The organism is Kineococcus sp. DHX-1 (genome assembly GCF_042473625.1).
Taxonomy (GTDB): domain Bacteria; phylum Actinomycetota; class Actinomycetes; order Actinomycetales; family Kineococcaceae; genus Kineococcus.
The window spans coordinates 3,211,632-3,230,454 of record NZ_CP170445.1 but is presented as its reverse complement, the minus strand read 5'-3'; the positions used below and the strand labels follow the sequence as shown (position 1 = coordinate 3,230,454).

Annotated in this window: 13 protein-coding genes; 8 read left to right on the top strand and 5 right to left on the bottom strand. The window is 75.3% G+C overall.

Annotation, left to right across the window (positions count from 1 at the left end; genetic code table 11):
• Positions 1-37 precede the first annotated feature (37 nt).
• The 8 genes from ACFEMC_RS15480 to ACFEMC_RS15445 all read left to right on the top strand — a co-directional run bounded on the left by ACFEMC_RS15480 (position 38) and on the right by ACFEMC_RS15445 (position 10,613).
• Positions 38-877 carry a DeoR/GlpR family DNA-binding transcription regulator gene (locus ACFEMC_RS15480; protein ID WP_380170464.1) on the top strand — a complete coding sequence of 280 codons (840 nt, stop codon included), beginning with the start codon at positions 38-40 and terminating at the stop codon, positions 875-877.
• Positions 878-933: 56 nt separating this feature from the next.
• Positions 934-3,234 carry a SpoIIE family protein phosphatase gene (locus ACFEMC_RS15475; RefSeq protein ID WP_380170463.1) on the top strand — a complete coding sequence of 767 codons (2,301 nt, stop codon included), beginning with the start codon at positions 934-936 and terminating at the stop codon, positions 3,232-3,234.
• A 92-nt stretch (positions 3,235-3,326) separates the two neighbouring features.
• The gene (locus ACFEMC_RS15470; RefSeq protein ID WP_380170462.1) at positions 3,327-5,486 is read left to right on the top strand and encodes a SpoIIE family protein phosphatase; all 2,160 of its coding nucleotides are present in this window, start codon (positions 3,327-3,329) and stop codon (positions 5,484-5,486) included.
• A gap of 59 nt (positions 5,487-5,545) precedes the next feature.
• Positions 5,546-5,929 carry an ATP-binding protein gene (locus ACFEMC_RS15465; protein ID WP_380170461.1) on the top strand — a complete coding sequence of 128 codons (384 nt, stop codon included), beginning with the start codon at positions 5,546-5,548 and terminating at the stop codon, positions 5,927-5,929.
• Between the two features lie 121 nt (positions 5,930-6,050).
• On the top strand, positions 6,051-7,367 hold the full coding sequence (locus ACFEMC_RS15460) for an ABC transporter substrate-binding protein (RefSeq protein WP_380170460.1): 1,317 nt from the start codon (positions 6,051-6,053) through the stop codon (positions 7,365-7,367).
• Positions 7,364-8,284 carry a carbohydrate ABC transporter permease gene (locus ACFEMC_RS15455; RefSeq protein ID WP_380170459.1) on the top strand — a complete coding sequence of 307 codons (921 nt, stop codon included), beginning with the start codon at positions 7,364-7,366 and terminating at the stop codon, positions 8,282-8,284. The genes ACFEMC_RS15460 and ACFEMC_RS15455 overlap by 4 nt, the downstream gene beginning before the upstream one ends.
• Positions 8,281-9,159 carry a carbohydrate ABC transporter permease gene (locus ACFEMC_RS15450; protein ID WP_380170458.1) on the top strand — a complete coding sequence of 293 codons (879 nt, stop codon included), beginning with the start codon at positions 8,281-8,283 and terminating at the stop codon, positions 9,157-9,159. The genes ACFEMC_RS15455 and ACFEMC_RS15450 overlap by 4 nt, the downstream gene beginning before the upstream one ends.
• On the top strand, positions 9,156-10,613 hold the full coding sequence (locus ACFEMC_RS15445) for a YcaO-like family protein (protein WP_380170457.1): 1,458 nt from the start codon (positions 9,156-9,158) through the stop codon (positions 10,611-10,613). Before ACFEMC_RS15450 ends, ACFEMC_RS15445 begins: the two co-directional genes overlap by 4 nt.
• 5 nt (positions 10,614-10,618) lie before the next feature.
• On the opposite strand, the gene ACFEMC_RS15440 is transcribed toward ACFEMC_RS15445, so the two are convergent.
• The 5 genes from ACFEMC_RS15440 to ACFEMC_RS15420 all read right to left on the bottom strand — a co-directional run bounded on the left by ACFEMC_RS15440 (position 10,619) and on the right by ACFEMC_RS15420 (position 18,816).
• The gene (locus ACFEMC_RS15440) at positions 10,619-11,683 is read right to left on the bottom strand and encodes a sensor histidine kinase (RefSeq protein WP_380170456.1); all 1,065 of its coding nucleotides are present in this window, start codon (positions 11,681-11,683) and stop codon (positions 10,619-10,621) included.
• Positions 11,683-14,070 carry a SpoIIE family protein phosphatase gene (locus ACFEMC_RS15435; protein WP_380170455.1) on the bottom strand — a complete coding sequence of 796 codons (2,388 nt, stop codon included), beginning with the start codon at positions 14,068-14,070 and terminating at the stop codon, positions 11,683-11,685. Before ACFEMC_RS15435 ends, ACFEMC_RS15440 begins: the two co-directional genes overlap by 1 nt.
• Before the next feature lie 80 nt (positions 14,071-14,150).
• Complete coding sequence (locus ACFEMC_RS15430) at positions 14,151-15,164, bottom strand: hypothetical protein (RefSeq protein WP_380170454.1); 1,014 nt, start codon at positions 15,162-15,164, stop codon at positions 14,151-14,153.
• A complete protein-coding gene (locus ACFEMC_RS15425) occupies positions 15,161-17,044 on the bottom strand; it encodes a diguanylate cyclase domain-containing protein (RefSeq protein ID WP_380170453.1) in 1,884 nt (627 codons plus the stop codon). The genes ACFEMC_RS15430 and ACFEMC_RS15425 overlap by 4 nt, the downstream gene beginning before the upstream one ends.
• Positions 17,045-17,064: 20 nt before the next feature.
• Positions 17,065-18,816 carry a putative bifunctional diguanylate cyclase/phosphodiesterase gene (locus ACFEMC_RS15420; RefSeq protein ID WP_380170452.1) on the bottom strand — a complete coding sequence of 584 codons (1,752 nt, stop codon included), beginning with the start codon at positions 18,814-18,816 and terminating at the stop codon, positions 17,065-17,067.
• Positions 18,817-18,823 lie beyond the last annotated feature (7 nt).

Here is an 18,823-nt window from a genome sequence, read left to right as displayed (position 1 = left end):
CTCAGAAGTTCTGATCGGATCGGCGACGACGAGACCCATGACCCCGACCACGACCACGACCCTGGGACCGGGCAAGCGCGCCCGCCGTCTGCGTGCCGAACTGCGGTTGCTCGCCGAGTCGGGGACCTCCGGTGCGCCGGTCCCGATGCACCGGCTCACGCAGGAGTTGTCGGTCTCGGTGGCCACCGTGCGCCGGGACCTCGCCGACCTGGAGGCCCAGGGGCTCGTCGTCCGGACCCACGGGGGTGCCCGCATCTCGGCCTCGGCCGTCGAACTCCCCGTCCGCCTGCGGGCCGGGACCTCCCCGGAGGTGAAACGCCTCATCGCCCGCCGGGCGGCGACGTTCCTGCCCGAGGGGCCGTTCGCGGTGGCCATCGGCGGGGGGACGACGGCGGCCGAGGTGGCGCGGGCCCTGGTGTTCCGCGCCGAGCTGACGATCCTCACCAACTCCCTCACGACGGCCGCGGAGATCGGTGCCCGGCAGAACCTGCGCGTCCTCGTGACGGGCGGGATCGTCCGGCCGAGTTCCTTCGAGATCGTCGGTGCGCTGGCCGAGAGCTCGTTCGCGGCGCTGAACATCGGGATCGCGTTCCTCGGGGCCGACGGGGTGAGCTCCCCGGGTGGGGTGACCACCCACGACGAGGTGGAGGCCCGGACCAACGCGGCGATGGTCGCCGGGGCGCAGCGCTCCGTCCTCGTGGTGGACTCCTCCAAGATCGGCCGGGTCACGCTGGCGCGGGTGGTCGACCTGGCCGCGGTCGACGACGTCGTCACGGACGACGGGGCGTCGGTGGCGGACCTGCGCGGCATCGAGCAGGCCGGGCCGAGGGTCCACGTCGTCCAGCGGGTCGGTCACCGGGTCGGTCACCACGCTTAGGGTGGTCGTGGACGACGGCCCGGCCAGGACCGCCGCCACGCTGCCCGAGGAGCCCGGTGTCCCAGCCGCAGGAGCACGTCCCCGCCTACGGCGAGGTCGACCTGACGACCTGCGAGAGCGAACCCATCCACGTCCCGGGGGCGATCCAGCCGCACGGGTTCCTCCTCGGCCTGGAACGGCCCTCGCACCGCGTCGTCGTGGCCTCGCAGAACACGGCCGCGCTGCTCGGCCGCGCACCGGGGTCGGTGCTCGGCGCACACCTGGCCGACCTCCTGGGGGACGACGTCGCCGAGCTGGTGCGCACCGCGCTGGAGGACGACACCCGCGACGAGGCCCTGCACGCACGGCTGGTCCTGGACGGGGCCGAGGTCGACGTCGACGTCGTGGTGCACCTCAGCGGGGAACGCCTCGTCGTCGAGGTGGAACCGGCCACCGGCGTGGAGGGTCCTGTCAGCCCGGTCTCCTACCGCGCCACCCGTGGTGCCGTCGCGCGGCTGGCGGGCACGACCGACGTCGACGCCCTCTGCCGGCGGCTGGCCCGGGAGGTCCGCGGCGTCCTGGGGTTCGACCGGGTCATGGTCTACCGGTTCGACGCTCAGTGGAACGGCGAGGTCGTCGCCGAGGACCACCGCGAGGGCCTGGAACCGTTCTTCGGGCTGCGCTACCCGGCCAGCGACATCCCGGCGCAGGCCCGCCGGCTCTACACGCTGAACTGGACGCGGCTCATCGCCGACGTCGACTACCGCCCCGTGCGCCTGGAACCCCTGGTCGACCCCGGGACCGGTGCGCCACTGGACCTGTCGCACTCGGTGCTGCGCAGCGTGTCGCCGATCCACCTCGAGTACCTGCACAACATGGGCGTCACCGCCTCGATGTCGATCTCGCTCATCGTCGACGGCCGGTTGTGGGGGCTCGTCGCCTGCCACCACTACTCCGGCCCCCACCGTCCGGGATACGACGCGCGGTCGGCGGCGGAGTTCCTCGGGCAGACGACGTCCCAGCTCGTGGGGGAACGTGCGCGCTCGCGCGAGCGCGACGAGGCGCTGGCGGCCCAGGAACTCATGTCCGACGTCCTGGCCGGGGTCTCGGCCCAGGGGCGCGACCCGCTGACGGCGCTCGTGGAGGACGGCCGCGTCGCCGACCTCCTCGGTGCGGGCGGCGTCGCGGTGTGGGACGGGCACCGGCTGCTGACCTGCGGGCAGGTGCCCGCCTGGGCGGCGGTGCAGCGGGCCGCCCGGCTGCTGGGACGCGCCGACGGGGCGGTCACGTTCACCGACCAGCTCTCGACCCTGGACCCGCGCCTGGCCGACGTCACCGGCACGGCGGCCGGGGCGCTGCGGATCGGGCTGGACCGGGACGGCTGGCTGCTGTGGTTCCGCCCGGAGCAGCCCGAACTCGTCTCCTGGGGCGGGGACCCGCAGAACGCCGAGGTGCACGAGCTGTCGGCCGACGGCGCGTCGGTGCGGATCAGCCCGCGCAAGAGCTTCGAGAAGTGGCAGGAGGTCGTGCGCGGCCGCAGCCTGCCGTGGCGGCCCTGGCACGCGGCGACGGCCGAGCGACTGCGCGGCCAGCTCACGGCGATCATGCTGGGCCGCTCCCGTGGCCAGATCGCCATCGCCGAGTCCCTGCAGCGGGCCGTCGTCCTCGACGAGGCACCGGAGGTGCCGGGGCTGGACGTGCACGCCCGCTACCGCCCGGCCGCGGGCGGGCAGCTCGGCGGCGACTGGTGGGACCTGCTGCCGCTGTCGGGGGGCCGCGTGGCCGTCGTGGTCGGTGACGTCGCCGGGCACGGGGTGCACGCGGCCGCGGCCATGGCGCAGCTGCGGACGGCCCTGCGGGCCTACCTGCTGGAGGGGCACAGCCCGGCGGCCGCGCTGGACCGGCTCGACGCGCTGGTCACCACCCTCAACGGCAACCACACGGCGACCGCGGTCGTCGGCGTCGTCAGCCCGGCCGCGGAGGGTTCCTCCGGCGCGGCGTCGGTGGACCTGGCCAGCGCCGGGCACCCCGCCCCGCTGCTCGTCACCGCCCAGGGCGCCGTCGCGCTGCAGGTGCCGACCCGTCCGATGCTCGGGCTGGGGTTCGGGCCCACGAGCGGCACCGCCGACGAGGTGGGCACCACGACCGTCCCGGCGGACGCGGCACTGCTGTTCTTCAGCGACGGGCTCGTCGAACGGCGCCGCACGAGCCTGAGCGAGACCACCCGGCAGCTCGGCGAGGAGGCGGCGCGGGCCGTGGGGGAGGGCCTGGACGTGGCGGCCGTCGCCGACCGCCTGCTGACCGCCGTCCCCGGCCGCGGCGACGACGACACCACCCTGGTGCTCGCCCGGCTCGCTCGTCACCACCGCGTCACCTAGGCTCGCAGGCGGTGTCGAGACCAGGCGCCGCTCCTCGTGCTGCCCCCGGCAGGGGGTGAGGAGACGGTCGCTGGTCGAGGAGAGGGGACACCGTGCCCGGTGCGGAGCGTGGACGCGACGCGTCCTCGGACGTCTCGGCCATCACCGGGGACGCCCCGGCGGCCGTCCTCCTCGTGCAGTTGTCGGACCGCTCCGTCGTGCACGTCAACCCGGTGGCCCGCCAGCTCGCGCCGCAGGCGCGGCTCCCGCTGAGCGTCGACGCCTGGTCCGACGCGGCCGGGCTGCTCGACCTCGACGGCGCGGAGCTGTCGGACACCGAGCACCCGCTGTCCCGCGTGGCCCGGTCCGAACCCGTCGTCGGGCAGGCGGTCTCGGCCGCCGCCGGGAGCGACCTCGGTGGCCGTCGCGAACCCCTGTGGGTCGTCGCGCTGCCGATGGCGGACGCCCCCATGCTCGACGACCACGCCCTCGTCGTGTTCCTGCCGTTGCGCGACAGCCGGGCGGCCCGCGCCGCCATGGACGCGGCGAGCGAGCAGGCCGCGCTGCGCGACCGGGCCGTCCTGGCCACGGGGCTGTCGTTCACCGTCGCCGACGCCCGCGACCCGGAGTTCCCGCTGGTCTGGGTGAACCCGGCGTTCACGGCCACGACCGGCTACCCGTTCCAGGAGGTGCTGGGTCAGAACTGTCGGTTCCTCCAGGGGCCGGGCACCGACCCCGCCGCCCGCCAGGCCCTGCACGACGCGCTGGACGCCCAGGAACCCGTCACCGTGACGCTGCTGAACTACCGCAAGGACGGCCTGGCGTTCTGGAACCAGGTCGCCATGAGCCCGATCTTCGGGGCCGACGGGACGCTGACGCACTACGTCGGCATCCAGACCGACGTCAGCGGTCGCGTCGCCGCGGACCGGGCGAGGGACGAGGCGCTCGCCGCCGAGCGGGCGGCCCGGGCGGAGGCCGAGGAGGCCCGGCACCGCGCCGAGGAGCACCGCGCCCGGCTCGACCTGCTGGCCGAGGCCACGCACCGCCTGTCCGGGACCCTCGACGTGGCCGAGTGCCGGCGGCGGCTGCTGCAGCTCGTCGTGCCGCAGCTCGCGGACTGGGCCGTCGTCCTCAGCCCCGACGACAAGGGGCAGATCGCGCAGGTCACCGCGCTGCACGCCGATCCCGCGGACGACGAACGGTTCGAGGCCTACCTCGACGCCCTGCGCCGCACGCCCTTGCGCGGACGGCTCCAGGACCTGCTGCTCGACGGCGCCTCGGCGCGCCGCATCGGTGGCTACTCCTCCCCGGCGGTGCGCGAGCTGCGCCGCAGCTGGGTGGAGGACGAGTCCGTCCTGGACCTGTCCGACGAGCTGGGGGTCGCCTCCGTCCTCGTCGTGCCGCTGCCCGGACGCCGCCGCGTCGACGACCTCATGGTGCTGGTCCGCACCGCCAGCACGCCCGAGCACCCCGCCCCCGAGCACACCGACGACGACCTCGGGATCGCCGTCGACCTCGGCCGCCGTGCAGGGCTGCTGCTCGACAACGCCCGCCTCTACGAGGAGCAGCACCACATCGCCACCGAGCTGCAGCGCAGCCTGCTGCCGGACCTGCCGGAGGTCCCCGGCCTGCAGGTCGCGGCGCGGTACCACGCGGGCCAGGACGGCAACGACGTCGGCGGCGACTTCTACGAGCTCATCGACGTGCCGGGGGACGGGATCGCCGTCGTCATCGGCGACGTCGCCGGGCACGACGTCTACGCGGCCGCGGCGATGGGCCACCTCAAGGGGTTGCTCCGCGCCTGCGCGTGGGACCGCACGCTCGACACCCCGGCCTCCGTGCTGACGCGGGTGGACGAGCTCATCGCCGCCCTCGGCATGACGACGATGGCGACGGTGAGCTACGTCCGGCTGACCCCGGACGGGCCGGACCACTGGTCGGTGGAGCACTCCTCGGCCGGGCACCCGCCCCTGCTCGTGCGGCACGTGGACGGCACCGTGCGCTACCTGCCGGAGGCCCGGGGCATCCCGCTCGGGGTCGAACCGTCGCTGGTGCGCGAGACGCTGCGCGAACGGCTCCCCGTGGGCTCGTTGCTGCTCGGCTACACCGACGGGCTCGTCGAGCGCCGCGGGGAGGTGCTCAGCGAGGGGTTCGACCGGCTGGCCGACGTCGTCGCCGCCGGGCCGCACGAGCCCGAGGCGCTGTGCGACCACCTGCTGTCGCAGCTCGGCGACAGCCACGACGACATCGCGCTGCTGGCCGTCCGCCTCTGAGGCGGTTCCTCCCTCGCTCCCGCTCGCCGGGGCGGGGTTTCCGGGAGAGGGTTCAGGCGATGTGCCAGTTCACCCCGCCCGCCGAGCTCGTCCTCGTCATGGACGACACGGCGGGGCGCCACGCGCGACGCTTCCTCGACGAGCACTGGTGCCGCCCGCACGCGGCGGACCTGCGTCCGCAGGGCGACCTGGTGGTCACCGAACTCGTCACCAACGCCGTCCGGCACGGCGCGCCGCCGGCGGCCCTCACGCTGGACTGCGCGGGCGAGGCCGGGGTCACGGTCCGGGTCCGCGACGCCGGCACCGAGCTCCCGCAGCTGCGGCAGGCCGACCCGGGAGCCCTCGGGGGACGGGGCATCGCCCTCGTCGACGTCCTCAGTGCCCAGTGGGGCGTGGATCCCGCACCGGACGGCAAGACGGTCTGGAGCCGTCTCGTCGCCTGAGTTCCGACGGGCTGATCCCTCCCAGCGTGGCTAGCTTGGTGCCACCTTTCCCAGAGGTGCCCGTCCCGCGCACGACACCAGCAGGTGCAGACCCCCGCCTGCGTGGACATCGGAGTTCCCCATGGTCACCCCTGCCCAGAACACCCCCACCCGCCGCCGCGTCCTCGGCGCCGCCGGTGCCGCGGCCGCCACCGGTGCCCTGACCGCCTGCAGCGGTTTCTCCACCCCCGACTCCGGCGGGTCCGGCGGTTCGTCCTCCGGCGACGACACGATCACGATGATCACCTGGGCCTCGGACGTCGAGGCGAGCGCGTTCAAGAAGCTCGCCGACGGCTTCAAGGCCCAGTCCGGAACCACCGTGCGGATGCAGGTCGTCCCGTACTCGGAGGTCCTCACGGCCGTCGACACCGGGTTGCGGACGGACTCCCCGCCGGACCTGTTCCGCGTCAGCTACACCGACGTCGCCGCCTACCGGGGGCAGAAGGTCCTCGCGAACCTCACCGACGCGGACACGCTCAAGAGCTCGTTCCTGCCTGCGTTCTGGGCCGCCGTCACCGACAGCGAGGGCACGTTCGGCATCCCGCACCACACCGACACCTCGATGGTGCTGCTGAACACCGCGGCCGTCGCCTCCGCGGGCCTGGGCACGCTGCCCACGACGCTGGACAGCGCGTGGACGTGGGAGCAGTTCGCCGACGCCCTCGGGCGCATCCAGCCGTCCCGGGCCGACACGTACGCGTTCGCGGCGAACTGGCAGAACGCCGGCGCCTACCGCTGGCTGAACTTCGTCGACCAGGCCGGGGGCCGGCTGCTCAGCGAGGACCTGAAGAGCGTCGCGACCGACGACGCCGGGGCCCTGAAGGCGCTCACCTTCACGCGCGACCTGTTCCGCAAGCAGCTCACGCCGCAGAACGCCTCGGCGCGCGGCCAGGCGGCCAGCGACCTGTTCCTCAACCAGACCGTGGCCACGGCGTTCGCGGGCGACTTCCTGCTGAGCGAGATCGAGGGCGGCGGGTTCGAGTACTCCGCCACCTTCCTGCCGCGCGACGTCAACGCCTCGGCCGACCTCGGCGGCAACGCCCTCGTGGCGGTGGAGGCGAGCTCGCGCAAGGAGAAGGCGCTGGAGTTCCTCACCTACTGCGCCCAGGCCGAGCAGATGTCCGCGTTCTGCACCGAGGCGTCCGTGCTGCCGACCCGCGAGGACATCGACGCCTCCACGCTGCAGTACCCCGTGCGCCCCGACCTCATGGCGCTGTACGTGGAGCAGGCCAAGGCCATCCGCGAACCCCTCGTCCAGCAGGTCGTCGTGCCGAGCTTCAGCGCGGTCAACGCGCAGCTGCGCGACCGCCTCGACGAGGTGTTCCTCGGTTCCGACGACGACGCGACCGCCCTCAAGCGGATCACCGACGGCGTCGCGTCGGTGCTGCAGACGTCGTGAGCACCGCCACCACCACGCGGGTGGTGACCCGGGGGGGCGCGCGGCGACCAGCGGTGCGCCGCTGGGCGACGTCCTACGTGATGCTGGCCCCGGCGCTGCTGCTGTTCGGCGTCTTCGTGCTCTACCCGCTCGTCGGGGCGGTGCGGATCTCCCTGACGAACTCGACCGGCATCGGGCAGGCGCAGTTCGTCGGGTTGGCCAACTACCGGGCGATGCTGTCGGACGACACGTTCTGGCAGGCGGCGGGGAACACGGCGCTGCTGGCCGTCGTGTCGGTCCCCGTCAGCCTCGCCCTCGGCCTGGCCGTCGCGGTCCTGCTGCGCGACCGCATCCCCGGCGGCGGCCTGTTCCGGGCCGTGTTCCTGGCGCCGTACGTCATCTCCGGGGTCGTCGTGGCGATGGCGGGCCGGTGGGTGTTCGACCAGAACGTCGGCATCGTCGACCGCGTGCTGGCCGGGGTCGGGCTCCCGCAGCCGGACTGGCAGTCGGACGGCACGGCCGCCGCGGTCTCGGTCGTGCTCGTCCTGCTGTGGGCGCGCACCGGACTGGCCGTGATCCTCTACCTCAGCGCGTTGCAGGGCATCGACCGCGACGTGCTCGAGGCAGCCGAGCTCGACGGGGCCTCGTCCTGGCAACGGCTCAAGGACGTCGTGTGGCCGCTCATGCGCCCCACCACGTTCTTCCTCACCGTGATGATGGTCATCGAGACGTTCCAGGTCTTCGACATCGTCTGGGTCATGACGAAGGGCGGGCCCGCGGGGTCCACCGAACTGCTCGTCACCTACGCCTACAGCCAGGGCTTCGCCGCCCGGCGCGAGGGCTACGGGTCGGCCATCGGCGTCGTCGTCTTCGTCGTCGTGCTCGTGGCCACCGTCCTGTGGTGGCGGGCGCAGCGTTCCAGCGAGGACGACCAGTGAGCGGCGTGCGCGCGCCCGCGCGACCGCGGGCGGACGTCCACACCGCGCGCGGGCCCCGGGAGCGGCGGGGTGCCCGGCGCGGCAAGGTCGTCGTCCTGCTCGTCCTGAGCCTCGTCTGGCTGTTCCCCCTGTACTGGATGCTCGTCACGGCGGTCTCGCCGCGCGACGACCTGGCCTCCGGGCGGATCGGGATCGTCCCGACGACGTTCGACCCCGGCGGGTTCACGCGGGCCCTCACCCAGTTCCCGGTGCTGCAGTGGGCGCAGAACTCCCTGGCCATCGCCGTCGTCGCCGTGGTCATCACGGTCGTCGTCGACGTCACGGCGGGGTACGTGCTGGCCAAGCACCGGTTCCCGGGGCGGGCGGTCGTGTTCTTCCTCATCATCGCCACGCTGATGATCCCCGTGCAGGTGCTGCTCATCCCGCAGTTCGACCTCGTGAACTCCCTCGGCTGGATCAACTCCTACTGGGCCGTGATCATCCCGCGGTCGGCCGAGGCGTTCGGGGTGTTCCTCGCACGTCAGTACTTCCTGTCGCTGCCCGACGAGCTCCTCGAGGCCGCCCAGCTCGACGGGGCCGGGCAGCTGCGGACGCTGTGGTCGATCGTGCTGCCCCTGTCGCGGCCGCTCGTCGCCGTGCTCGTGGTCATGACGTTCATGTACCGCTGGAACGAGTTCGCCTGGCCCCTGGTCGCGCTGCGCAACCCCGACCTCTACACGCTGCCCGTCGGGTTGTCGTTCCTGCAGAGCCAGTACACGACGGACTACCCCGCCCTCATGGCCGGGGCGCTGGTCTCGGTGCTGCCCGTCCTGGTGCTGTTCGGCATCGCCCAGCGGCAGTTCGTCGCCGGCATCGCGCGCAGCGGGCTGAAGTGAACGCCCACGCGATGGCCGACCGGTACGCCGCGGCCCTGGGTGCGGACGCCGGCGCCGAACTCCTGGAGTTCGACCTCACCGGGTTCGACCGGACCGGGATCCCGGTGACCGGCACCGTCTGGCGCCCCCACCCGGGGGCCGCCACCTCTGGGCACGGCGTCGGCTACGGCGCGGACCCGGCGGCCGCCCGCCGGGGCGCCTACGGCGAACTGGCCGAGCAGGTGCTGCTGGACCGCCACCTCCTGACCTCCCCGCCCGTGGTGGCGACGTTCGCCGAACTGCTCGCCACCCGCGGACCGGGCGGGGTGGTCGACCCCGTCGAGCTCGTCCTGCCCGCGGGCAGCCGGTACACCCCGGACCTGCCGCTGCGCTGGCTGCCGACGCGGCGCTGGCGCACGGGGGAGGAGGTGCTCGTCCCCGCCGAGTTCGTCGCCCCCCACGCCGGCGGGATCCGCGGCGGACCCCCGCCCGGGGGTTTCCTCACCACCCCCATCACGAACGGCATGGGCGCCGGGGACAGCCTCGAACGGGCTGTGGCGCACGGCATCGGGGAACTGCTCCAGCGCGACGGCGACACCGTCTCCTTCCGGGCGCTGGAGGAGGGCGTCCTCGTGGACGGGGTGGCCGAGCACCCCGCCACGGCGGACGTCTGGGCCGCGCTGGTGGCCGCGGGGCTGGAGCCCCAGGTCAAGCTCGACAGCACGGAGTTCGCCGTCGTCGTGCACGCCGTGGCCCGCGACACCGACCCCGCGGCGGCGCCGATGGCCGTCACGGCCGTGGGGGAGGCCGCCGCCCTCGACGCCGCGGGGGCGGCCCGCAAGGCGCTGCTGGAACTGGCCAGCTCCCGGGCGCGGCGGGCGTTCGCCTTCGGGCCGCTGGACCCGGTGCGGACCCGGTTGCGGCTCTACTGGGCGGCCGAGGAACGCGCCCCGCTGACGGAGTCCGAACCCCGGGCGCTGGCGGCGATGGCGGACTGGACGCACCGCTCGGGCGCCGAGCTGTCCCGGCTCGTGGAGCCGCTCCTGCGGGTCACGTCGCACGTCGCGCTGGGGGAGCTGCCCGCCGCCCCGGACCGGGAACCGGCCGAGGAGCTGGCGGAGCTGCTGCGCCGGCTCGACGGGTTCGACGTCCTCGTGCACGCCGTCGCGGTCGAGACGTCCCGCGGCCCCGTCCACGTCGCGAAGGTCGTCGTGCCGGGGCTGGAGGTGGAGACGCTGTCCTACCACCGCATCGGCGAGCGGGTGCTGCGGCGGCTGCTGGACCGCGGGTCCCCGCTCGTGGGGCTCGGGGAGCCGGCCGGGTCGCGGCGGCCGGTCCGGCTGACGGACGTCGCACGCGAACGGATCGGCGGGCCGGCGTGGTTCGACGTCGAGGTCGCCGACGCGACCGTGGGGGAGCTGTACCCGCTGTACCGCGAACCCGTCCGGCACGCCCCGCAGCGGCTGGACCTCTAGCGGGCTCAGGGGTCGGGGATCGTCACGACGAGCGCGAACCCGCCGTCCTGCGTCGGGGCGGCGTCGACCTCACCGTCGAGCAGGGCGGCCCGCTCGCGCAGGCCCAGCAACCCGTGCCGGGCGCTGGGCAGTGCCTGGGCGGGTCCGGTCGCGGGGCCGTTGCGGACCTCCACGCGCGTCCGCTCCCCGTCGTGGGCCACGACGACGGCGACCTCGGCGCCGGGGGCGTGCTTGCGGACGTTCGTCAGCCCTTCCTGGACGGCGCGGAACACCGCGCGCTGCACCGGCGCCGGGAGGTCGTCGGGGACCTGCAGCGAGCTGCGGACCGCGAGCCCGCACCCGGCGGTCAGCCCGTCGAGGTCGCGCACCCCGGGCTGGGGGGCGTCCTCGCGCACGGACCCCCCGGCCGTGCGCAGCACCTCGACCATCGACCGCAGCTCGTCGAGCGTGCGGACGCTGAGCTCGCGGATCGTGCGCGCCGCCGAGCGCGTCCGGTCGTCCGTCGAGGTGACCTGCAGCGCACCGGCCTGCACCGCGATGAGGCTCACCTGGTGGGAGACCACGTCGTGCATCTCGCGGGCCAGCACGGCCCGTTCCCGTTCCAGCGCCTCCCGGGCGGCCCGCTCGTCGATCTCGGCCAGCCGGCGCGAGAGCTCGCGGCGGGTGACCACGAGTTCGCCGAGGGCCCACGGGGCCGTCGCGAAGATCAACCCGTAGAGGACGGCGCTGACCCAGTCGTCCAGGCCCTGCGGCAGTTCGGTCGCCACGAGGTTCCCGACGAACACCGTGAGCGCCGCGACGGCCCCGATCCGCCGCCGGGCCCCGGTGACGACGGCCAGCGAGAACACGGTGACCATCGCCGCCAGCAGCGCGTAACCCCAGAACAGGCCCACGGCGACGACGGCGGCGCTCACCCAGGGCAGGCGGCGGCGCAGTGGCAGGACGGCCGCGGCGAGCAGGGCGGAGACCAGGGCGCCCGTGGAGGAGTAGGGCAGGCTGATGAGCGCGTCGACGACGGCCAGCACCACCAGGCCCGCCTCGACGAGGACCGTCTGCCTCGGCCGGCGCATCACGCGTCCTCCCCGGCGCCGGGGAGCACCTCCGGCTCGTCCTCCACCGTCGGCGGCACCCGGCGTGGTCCGGCCGTGGCGGGGCGCGGCCGGTCCTGCCGGTGCAGGCGGATGGCGACCAGGGCCACGTCGTCCCCGGGCTGGGTCGGCACGAGGCGGCGCAGCACCGCGTCGCACGTCGCGTCCACGTCGAGGGGGAACCCGTCCGCGTCCCGCGGTTCTCGCGCGACCGCCTCCTCGACCGCCACGAGCAGGCGCTCCAGCCCGACCTGCAGGGACTCGCCGCGTCGCTCCACGAGCCCGTCGGTGTACAGCAGCAGGGTGCCGCCGCGTTCGACGTCGACGGTGTGCTCGTGCCGCGCCGTCCCCGGGGCCACCCCGAGCAGGAGGTCGCGCTGGTCGGGCTCGTCGAGCAGGCGGGGCACGCCGTCGCGGCCGACGAGGACCGGCGGCGGGTGGCCGGCGGTGGACCAGCGCAGGCGGGTCAGCCCGCGCCGCGTCAGGTCGTCGTCCTGCTCCAGGCGCGCGACCACGCACGTCGCGATCGTCCCCACCTGCAGGGTGCTCATCGCCGAGTCCGTCGCCGCGAGCACGTCGGCCGGGCCGTGGCCCGTCATGACGGCGGCCGCCCGCACGAGCGTGCGGACCTGTCCCATCGACGCGGCCGCCGTCCCGTCGTGGCCCAGGACGTCCCCGATGACCAGCACGCTGGCCCCGTCCTCCTGCAGGAAGGCGTCGTACCAGTCGCCGCCCACCTGCGCGGCCTCCGCCGCGGGCAGGTACCGCGCCACGACGTGCGCGTGGTCGGGCTGCGGCGGCTCGGTCAGCAGGGCCCGCTGCAGCGTCTCGGCGAGCTGCAGTTGCGCCCGGACCAGGCGCGCCTCGTCCAGGGCCGCGCCGATCCGGTCGGCCACGGTCTGGACGAACTCCAGGACGCCGGGCCCCGGGCCGGCGGCGGGCCGGGCCGTGGCCGTGGCGCGGGGGTCGGCGCCCAGCTCGTCGGCGGGGGTGGCGCCGGGGGCACCCGAGTCGGCCCCGTCCCAGCACATCGACAGGACGCCCAGGACACGACCGCGGGCCCGCAGCGGCACGGCGGCTGCGGTGCGCGGCCGCAACCGTTGCAGCGCGGCGGCCGCCGTCCCGGGGACCATCGTGGCCTGCACGCTCGCGGTCGGGTCCGTCGTCACCACCAGCGCGCGTCCGGCACCGAGCGCCCGGACCAGGAACGGGGGAGCGACCCGCCCGTCCACGGCCCGCGTGCGGGCGTGCTCCCGGTAGGCGTCGAGGCGGACCCGTGCGTACTCCTGCACCACCCCGTCCAGGGCCGGGTCGCCGTGCCGGGCGGCGACGTCCTGCAGGTGCTCCAGGACGAGGTCGACCGTGGGCGCGTCGACGTCCGCCAGCTCGCCCGCCCGGGCCTCGTGGGCGAGGGCGGCGACGGCGGCCTCGGCCCGTTCGGACTCCTCCAGGACGGTGACGACGCACCAGTCGGCGACGGCGGGCGCCAGCAGCTCCGGGACGAGGGTGAGGGCCGTCACGGGGTCGCGGTGGGCGCTGAGCTGCTCGCTGAGCCGTGCCAGCAGCTGTGCCCGGCCGGCCGCCGCCTCGGCCGCGCGCTGCGCCTCGACCCGTTCGCTGACGTCGAGGAAGTGCAGCGCCAGCGAGGACCCGTCCGGGACGGCCCGCACCTCGTACCAGGCGTCCAGCGGCGGCGGGTAGTAGGCGTCGAACACGGCGGGTGTCCCCGTCTGGAGGGCGCGGCGGAAACCGGCCTCGAAGGCGGTGCCCCGCGTGGCGGGGAAGAGCTCCCACAGGGACCCCCCGACGAGGTCCGCGCGCGGCAGCCCCAGCGCGACCTCCGCCCGGCGGTTGGCGTAGGTGATGCGCCAGGCCCCGTCGCCGGTGTCCAGGACGAGGTACCCCACGGCCATCGACTCGGTGATCTGCTCCAGGCGCCGGCTGGTGGCCGCGAGCGAGCGGGTCAGCTCCTCCTCGGCGGTGACGTCGTCGACGATCACGCACAGCCCGGTGACCTCCCCGGACCCGGGACGGTGCACCGGGTGGAACGTGAGGGACCAGTGCCGCTGCTCGCCCGGGCGGGCCGACACCTCGCCCGACAACCGCACGTCGCGCATGGGCACGCCGTCGGCCATCACCTGCCGGTAGAGCTCCTCGGCGCGGGCCCCGGTCTCCCCGTTGACCTCGCTGGGGGTGCGGCCGACGAGCTCCTCGACGGGTCGCCCGTTCATCTCGGCCAGGACGGCGTTGACGCGCACGTGCCGCAGGTCGAGGTCGAAGACACCGATGCCCAGCGGTGCCCCGGCGAGCAGGGAGTCGAACTGGGCTGCTGCCGCTGCGTCGGGGTCCTCGGGGGTTCGCGAGCCCACGTCGTTGTTCACCTGCGTCCTGGGTCGGGTGCCTGTGCTCCGGTCGCCCGTACCTCGAGCGGACCGAGTATCGCCGACGATCAGGCGTGCAGGCGTCGCAACGCCGTGTTGGACGTCCACAACCGGACCCCGGTACCGGTCAACGCGACGTCACCGGGGCGCTGCGGATCGTGGTCCGTCCCCCCGAGCCACGCCCACGACGCGGGCGGCCGCCCGATCGCGGCCGTCAGCCGGCGCACCGGTTCGAGCACCTCCGACACCACCCGCTCGGGGGAGCCCACGTCCGCCGACGCCGCGTGCGTCGCGCTGTGCGCGCACACCTCGTGGCGGTGCGACAACTCCGTCAGCTCCTCCCACGTCATGGCCAGCCGGCCGGGCGGGTGCTCGAGCACGCCGTACTCGTGGGCCCGGGCGAAGTCCCGCTGCCGCTCCGGCGGGACGTCGAGGAAGTCCGTCGGCGGGTAGAACCAGCCCACGAGACCCACCTCCTCCAGGGCGGGCAGGGCGACCTGCACGGCGCTCGCGAAGCCGTCGTAGAACGCGGGTACGATCCCCGGCCGGGAGGCGTCGGGCCAGCGGCCGGTGGCGCAGAAGGCGTGCACGTCCGCGGCCCGCACGGGGGCGAAGCGCTCGGCGTACCAGTGCAGGTCGCGGCGGAACTCCTCGGCACGGGACCCGGGGGTGTCGTGGTAGTTCACGACGCGCAGCAGGCGGCCGGCGACGAACGCGTCGGCGACCCGGCCCGCCTCTGCGTCCCGGTCGGCCCGCGGCGGGACGACGGTCCCGGGTGGGCGCCAGGCGGACAGGCGGTGGGGCGGCTGCGCCGGAGGGCGGGCCGGTTCCGGTCGCAGCTCCAGGTCGCCGAGCACGGCGAGCACGTCCTGCACGCTGACGTCGGCGTCCGCGGCGGTCAGGACGTCCCACACCGTGCGGACGCGGGCCGCCAGCTCCGGTTCCCCGTCCTGGGGTGCGGGGGACCGCAGGCCCGGGTCGACCCGCAGGTAGGTGGCGACGCCGGCGCGCTCCTCGTCCTCGGCGGCGACGGCCTGCGCGGCCCGCAGGTAGGACGCGCGGTGGTCGTCGCCGGAGGTCACGAGCCCGTTCTAGCCGCCGGCACCTGGTCCCGCACCTGGTCCCGCACGACGGTCCGGTCCCGCCCCAGGCCCTTGCCGCGGTACAGCGCCTCGTCGCAGCGCCCGAGGACCGCGGCCGCGGTCGTCCCGGGCGTCCACTGGGCCACCCCGACCGTCGCCGTCTGGGCGTGCGGCACGGCGGCCCGGATGCGGTCGGCGACCTCGGCCGCCGCGGCCGCGGTGCAGCCGGGCAGGACGAGGGCGAACTCCTCCCCGCCCCAGCGGCTGATGGAGTCACCGGGGCGCAGCTGCTCGCCCGCGACCCGCGCGAAGTCGCGCAGCAGGTCGTCGCCGATGAGGTGGCCGTAGGCGTCGTTGTAGCGCTTGAAGTGGTCGAGGTCGACGAGGGCGAACGTCAGCGGGGCACCCGTGCGCTCGGCGACGGCCACCTCGTGGGCGACGACCCGGTCGAAGTGCCGCCGGTTGCCCACCCCCGTCAAGGGGTCGCGTTCGACGGCGACGGCGAGCTGCTCCAGGAGCGCCGCCCGGGTCAGGGTGTGCGCGGCCTCCCCGGCCAGCGTCTGCACCATCGAGGCCACGGGACCGGGCAACTCGTCCACCGGACGCTGCCAGACCACGCCGAGGACCCCCACGGGACGGTCGTCGGCCCCCAGGACGGGTTGCCAGACACCGGACCTCGTGCGGGTGCCGACGACCAGGCGGGGGTTGGTGTCCGGGTGCGAGGGCACGTCGGCGACGAAGAGCTGCTGCCCGCTCGCCAGCACCGTCAGCGGCAGGGCCCGCTCCGTGGCCGGGTCCAGGACGAGGAACGAGTCGTCCTCGATGCCCACGCTGGCCGTCGCCACCAGGCGCTCGCCCTCGGGGGTGGACCGCGGCTGCAGCAGGTACACGGCGTCGGCCGCGGTGAGGTCGCGGACCGCCGCGCAGACGGCGGTGCGGGGGTCGTCCGCGGTGGCGACGGTGCGCGAGGCGCGCGCCAGCGACCGCATCTGCCCGGCGTACCGGGCCAGTTCCTCGTGCGCGGCCTGCAACGACTCCTCGCGGTCGCGGTCGGCGGTGACGTCCTGCAGGGCCACCACGGCGCCGAGGAGCCCACCGGACCCGGTGAGCATCCGCCGGCCCGTGCAGCGGACCCGCCGGTCGTCCCCGAAGGCGTTGCGCACGAGCAGGTCAACACCGTCGAGCGAACCCTCCGCGAGCACGCGCTGCAGCGGCGCGTCCCGACCGGACAACAGGGTCCGGCCGTCGGCGGAGTGCAACCCGTACGTCGCCGGGTAGGTGTCGACGTCCCGTCCCGGGTCGGCGTCGCCGAACCAGCGGCGGGCGGTGTCGTTGAACATCACGAGGTGACCCTCGGGATCGGCCACGACGATGGCCACCTCGACGGCGGCGAGGACGGCCCGGGTCAGCTCGCCCTGGCGGGCGCTGCGCAGCGCGTCGCGGCGGCGGGCCAGCAGCGCCACGACGACGGCGCCGAGGTCCTCCAGGGCGCTCAGCCGGCCCGCGGTGAGGGCCCGCGGGGCCTCGTCCATCGTGCACAGCGTTCCCAGGACCCGGCCGTCGGGACCGGTCAGCGGCACGGAGGCGTAGCCGCGCACCGCGGCCAGCCGGCCGTCCACCAGGGGGCTCGTCCGCAGCACCGGGTCGGCGGCGGCGTCGGCGACGTGGACGGACCGGCCGGAGGTGACGGTCAGCTCGCAGGGCGCGTCCGTCAGGGCCAGCCGCTCCCACGTGGGGCGCAGGGGCCCCTCGCCGGTCGAGGCGACCCGCAGCAGGTCGTCGCCGTCGAGGACGGTGACGCACGCGACGGCCATCCCCGTCAGCTCCGCGGCGACCCGCGCGACGGCCTGCACCTCGGGGTCGCCCACGGGGTCGCCCACGGGGTCCACCTCACCGGTCCTCACACGCGTTCGGTTCGGCACGCGGCGCCCCCGGCTTGAGCGGCGGCCGCCAGGTCGGCGGCGGGCGCCGGCCGGGCGAAGAGGTACCCCTGCGCGAGGGGGCACCCGAGCTCGGCGAGCAGGTCGGCCTGCTCGGGCGTCTCCACGCCCTCGGCGACGACGAGCAGACCCAGGCTGCTCGACAGCGACAGCAACGCCTGCAGCAGCGCGGTCCGCCGCTGCGACGTCGTGATCGCGGCCGTGAACGCGTGGTCGAGCTTGAGGTAGTCGGCGGGCAGGGTGTCGAGGCGGCTGAACGAGGACCAGCCGGTCCCGAAGTCGTCGATGGCGACGGCGGCACCCGTCGCGCGCAGCCGGCGCAGGGCGTCCAGCGCCGCGGGGGAGGAGGCGTCGACGACGCTCTCGGTGACCTCGACGACGAACTGGTCCAGGGGCCAGCCCTCCTCGCGCACGGTGGCGACGGTCCGCTCGACCCAGCCGTCGGCGACGATCTCGCGGCCCGAGACGTTCACGGTCAGGAGCAGGTCCGGTCCGTGGGCCGCGGCCAGCAGGTGCGCGCCCCGGCACGCGGAGGCCAGGACCGCCGCACCGAGGGCGACGACGAGACCCGTGGTCTCCGCGACGGCCACGAACCGGTCGGGCCGGACCGGGCCGCGGGAGGGGTGGGTCCAGCGGGCGAGGGCCTCGGCCCCCACGACCCGGCCGGTGGCCGGTTCGACGACCGGCTGCAGCCAGGCCTCCACGTCGCCGGCCGCGAGGGCCTGCTCCAGGTCGGCGGCCAGCTCCAGGGAGTCCCCGTCGTCGAGGCGGCACCGGCCGCGGCCGGCGAGCTTGGCGGCGTGCAGCGCCGCGTCCGCGCGCCGCACCAGGTCCGTGCCGGACTCCCCGGCCACCCGCCCCGCCACCCCGGCCGACCAGCCGACCGCGGTGTGCGCCCGGACGGTGTCGAGCAGGTCCAGCGCCGCGGACCCGGTCCGGCCCGGCAGCAGCACGGCGAACTCGTCCCCGCCGAAGCGGGCGACGACGGCGTCCGCGGGCAGCTCGCGGCGCAGCACGACGGCGAGCTCCTCGAGCAGCGCGTCACCCGCCACGTGGCCCTGCCGGTCGTTCACGGCCTTGAAGTGGTCCACGTCGAGCAGCGCGAGCCCCAGGTCGCCGTCGCGGGTGGCGGGCAGAGCGGCGTCCAGGGCCGCGTCGAAGCCCCGCCGGTTCCGCAGCCCCGTGAGGGCGTCGTGGTGGGCGTCGGAGGCCCGGTGCACGAGAGCACCGGCGGTGGCGGTGACGACGAGGCCGACGACGGCCAGCGCGAGCAGGACCCCGGCCGTCACGTCCGCCCGGCCGTGCAGCGCGACCGTCCCGGCCACGACCAGGGCCGTGAGGTGGACGGCCGCGGGGAGGGTCGCGAAGAAGAAGACGACGTCGATCGCGACGAAGGCGTAGACGGCGGCCAGGGCCACCGCCGACGCGGTCGTCGGGGCCAGCGGGACCGCCACCGTGATGAGCAGCGTCCCGGCCCCGACGACGACGTGGAACGAGGACCGGGTCAGCCGGCGCCCCCACCGCACCAACCCCGCCCCGCAGACGAGGGCGGTGAGCGCCAGGGCCAGCAGGGACGTGCGCCGGCCCGGGGCCGGGAACGTCGCCGACAGGACCACCGCGAGGGCGGCGGTCCCGCCGGCGACGTAGAACGTCCCGGCCGTCAGCGCCATGACCCGGGGGGTGGCCAGGGCGGGGGCGGTCCAGGAGCGCACGGTCACC

What these genes read in the sequence shown, in the direction of transcription:
- ACFEMC_RS15460 (WP_380170460.1), top strand. Translation starts at nt 6,051, where the DNA reads ATGGTCACCCCTGCCCAGAACACCCCCACCCGCCGCCGCGTCCTCGGC.
- ACFEMC_RS15480 (WP_380170464.1), top strand. Translation starts at nt 38, where the DNA reads ATGACCCCGACCACGACCACGACCCTGGGACCGGGCAAGCGCGCCCGC.
- ACFEMC_RS15440 (WP_380170456.1), bottom strand. Translation starts at nt 11,683, where the DNA reads ATGCGCCGGCCGAGGCAGACGGTCCTCGTCGAGGCGGGCCTGGTGGTG.
- ACFEMC_RS15465 (WP_380170461.1), top strand. Translation starts at nt 5,546, where the DNA reads ATGTGCCAGTTCACCCCGCCCGCCGAGCTCGTCCTCGTCATGGACGAC.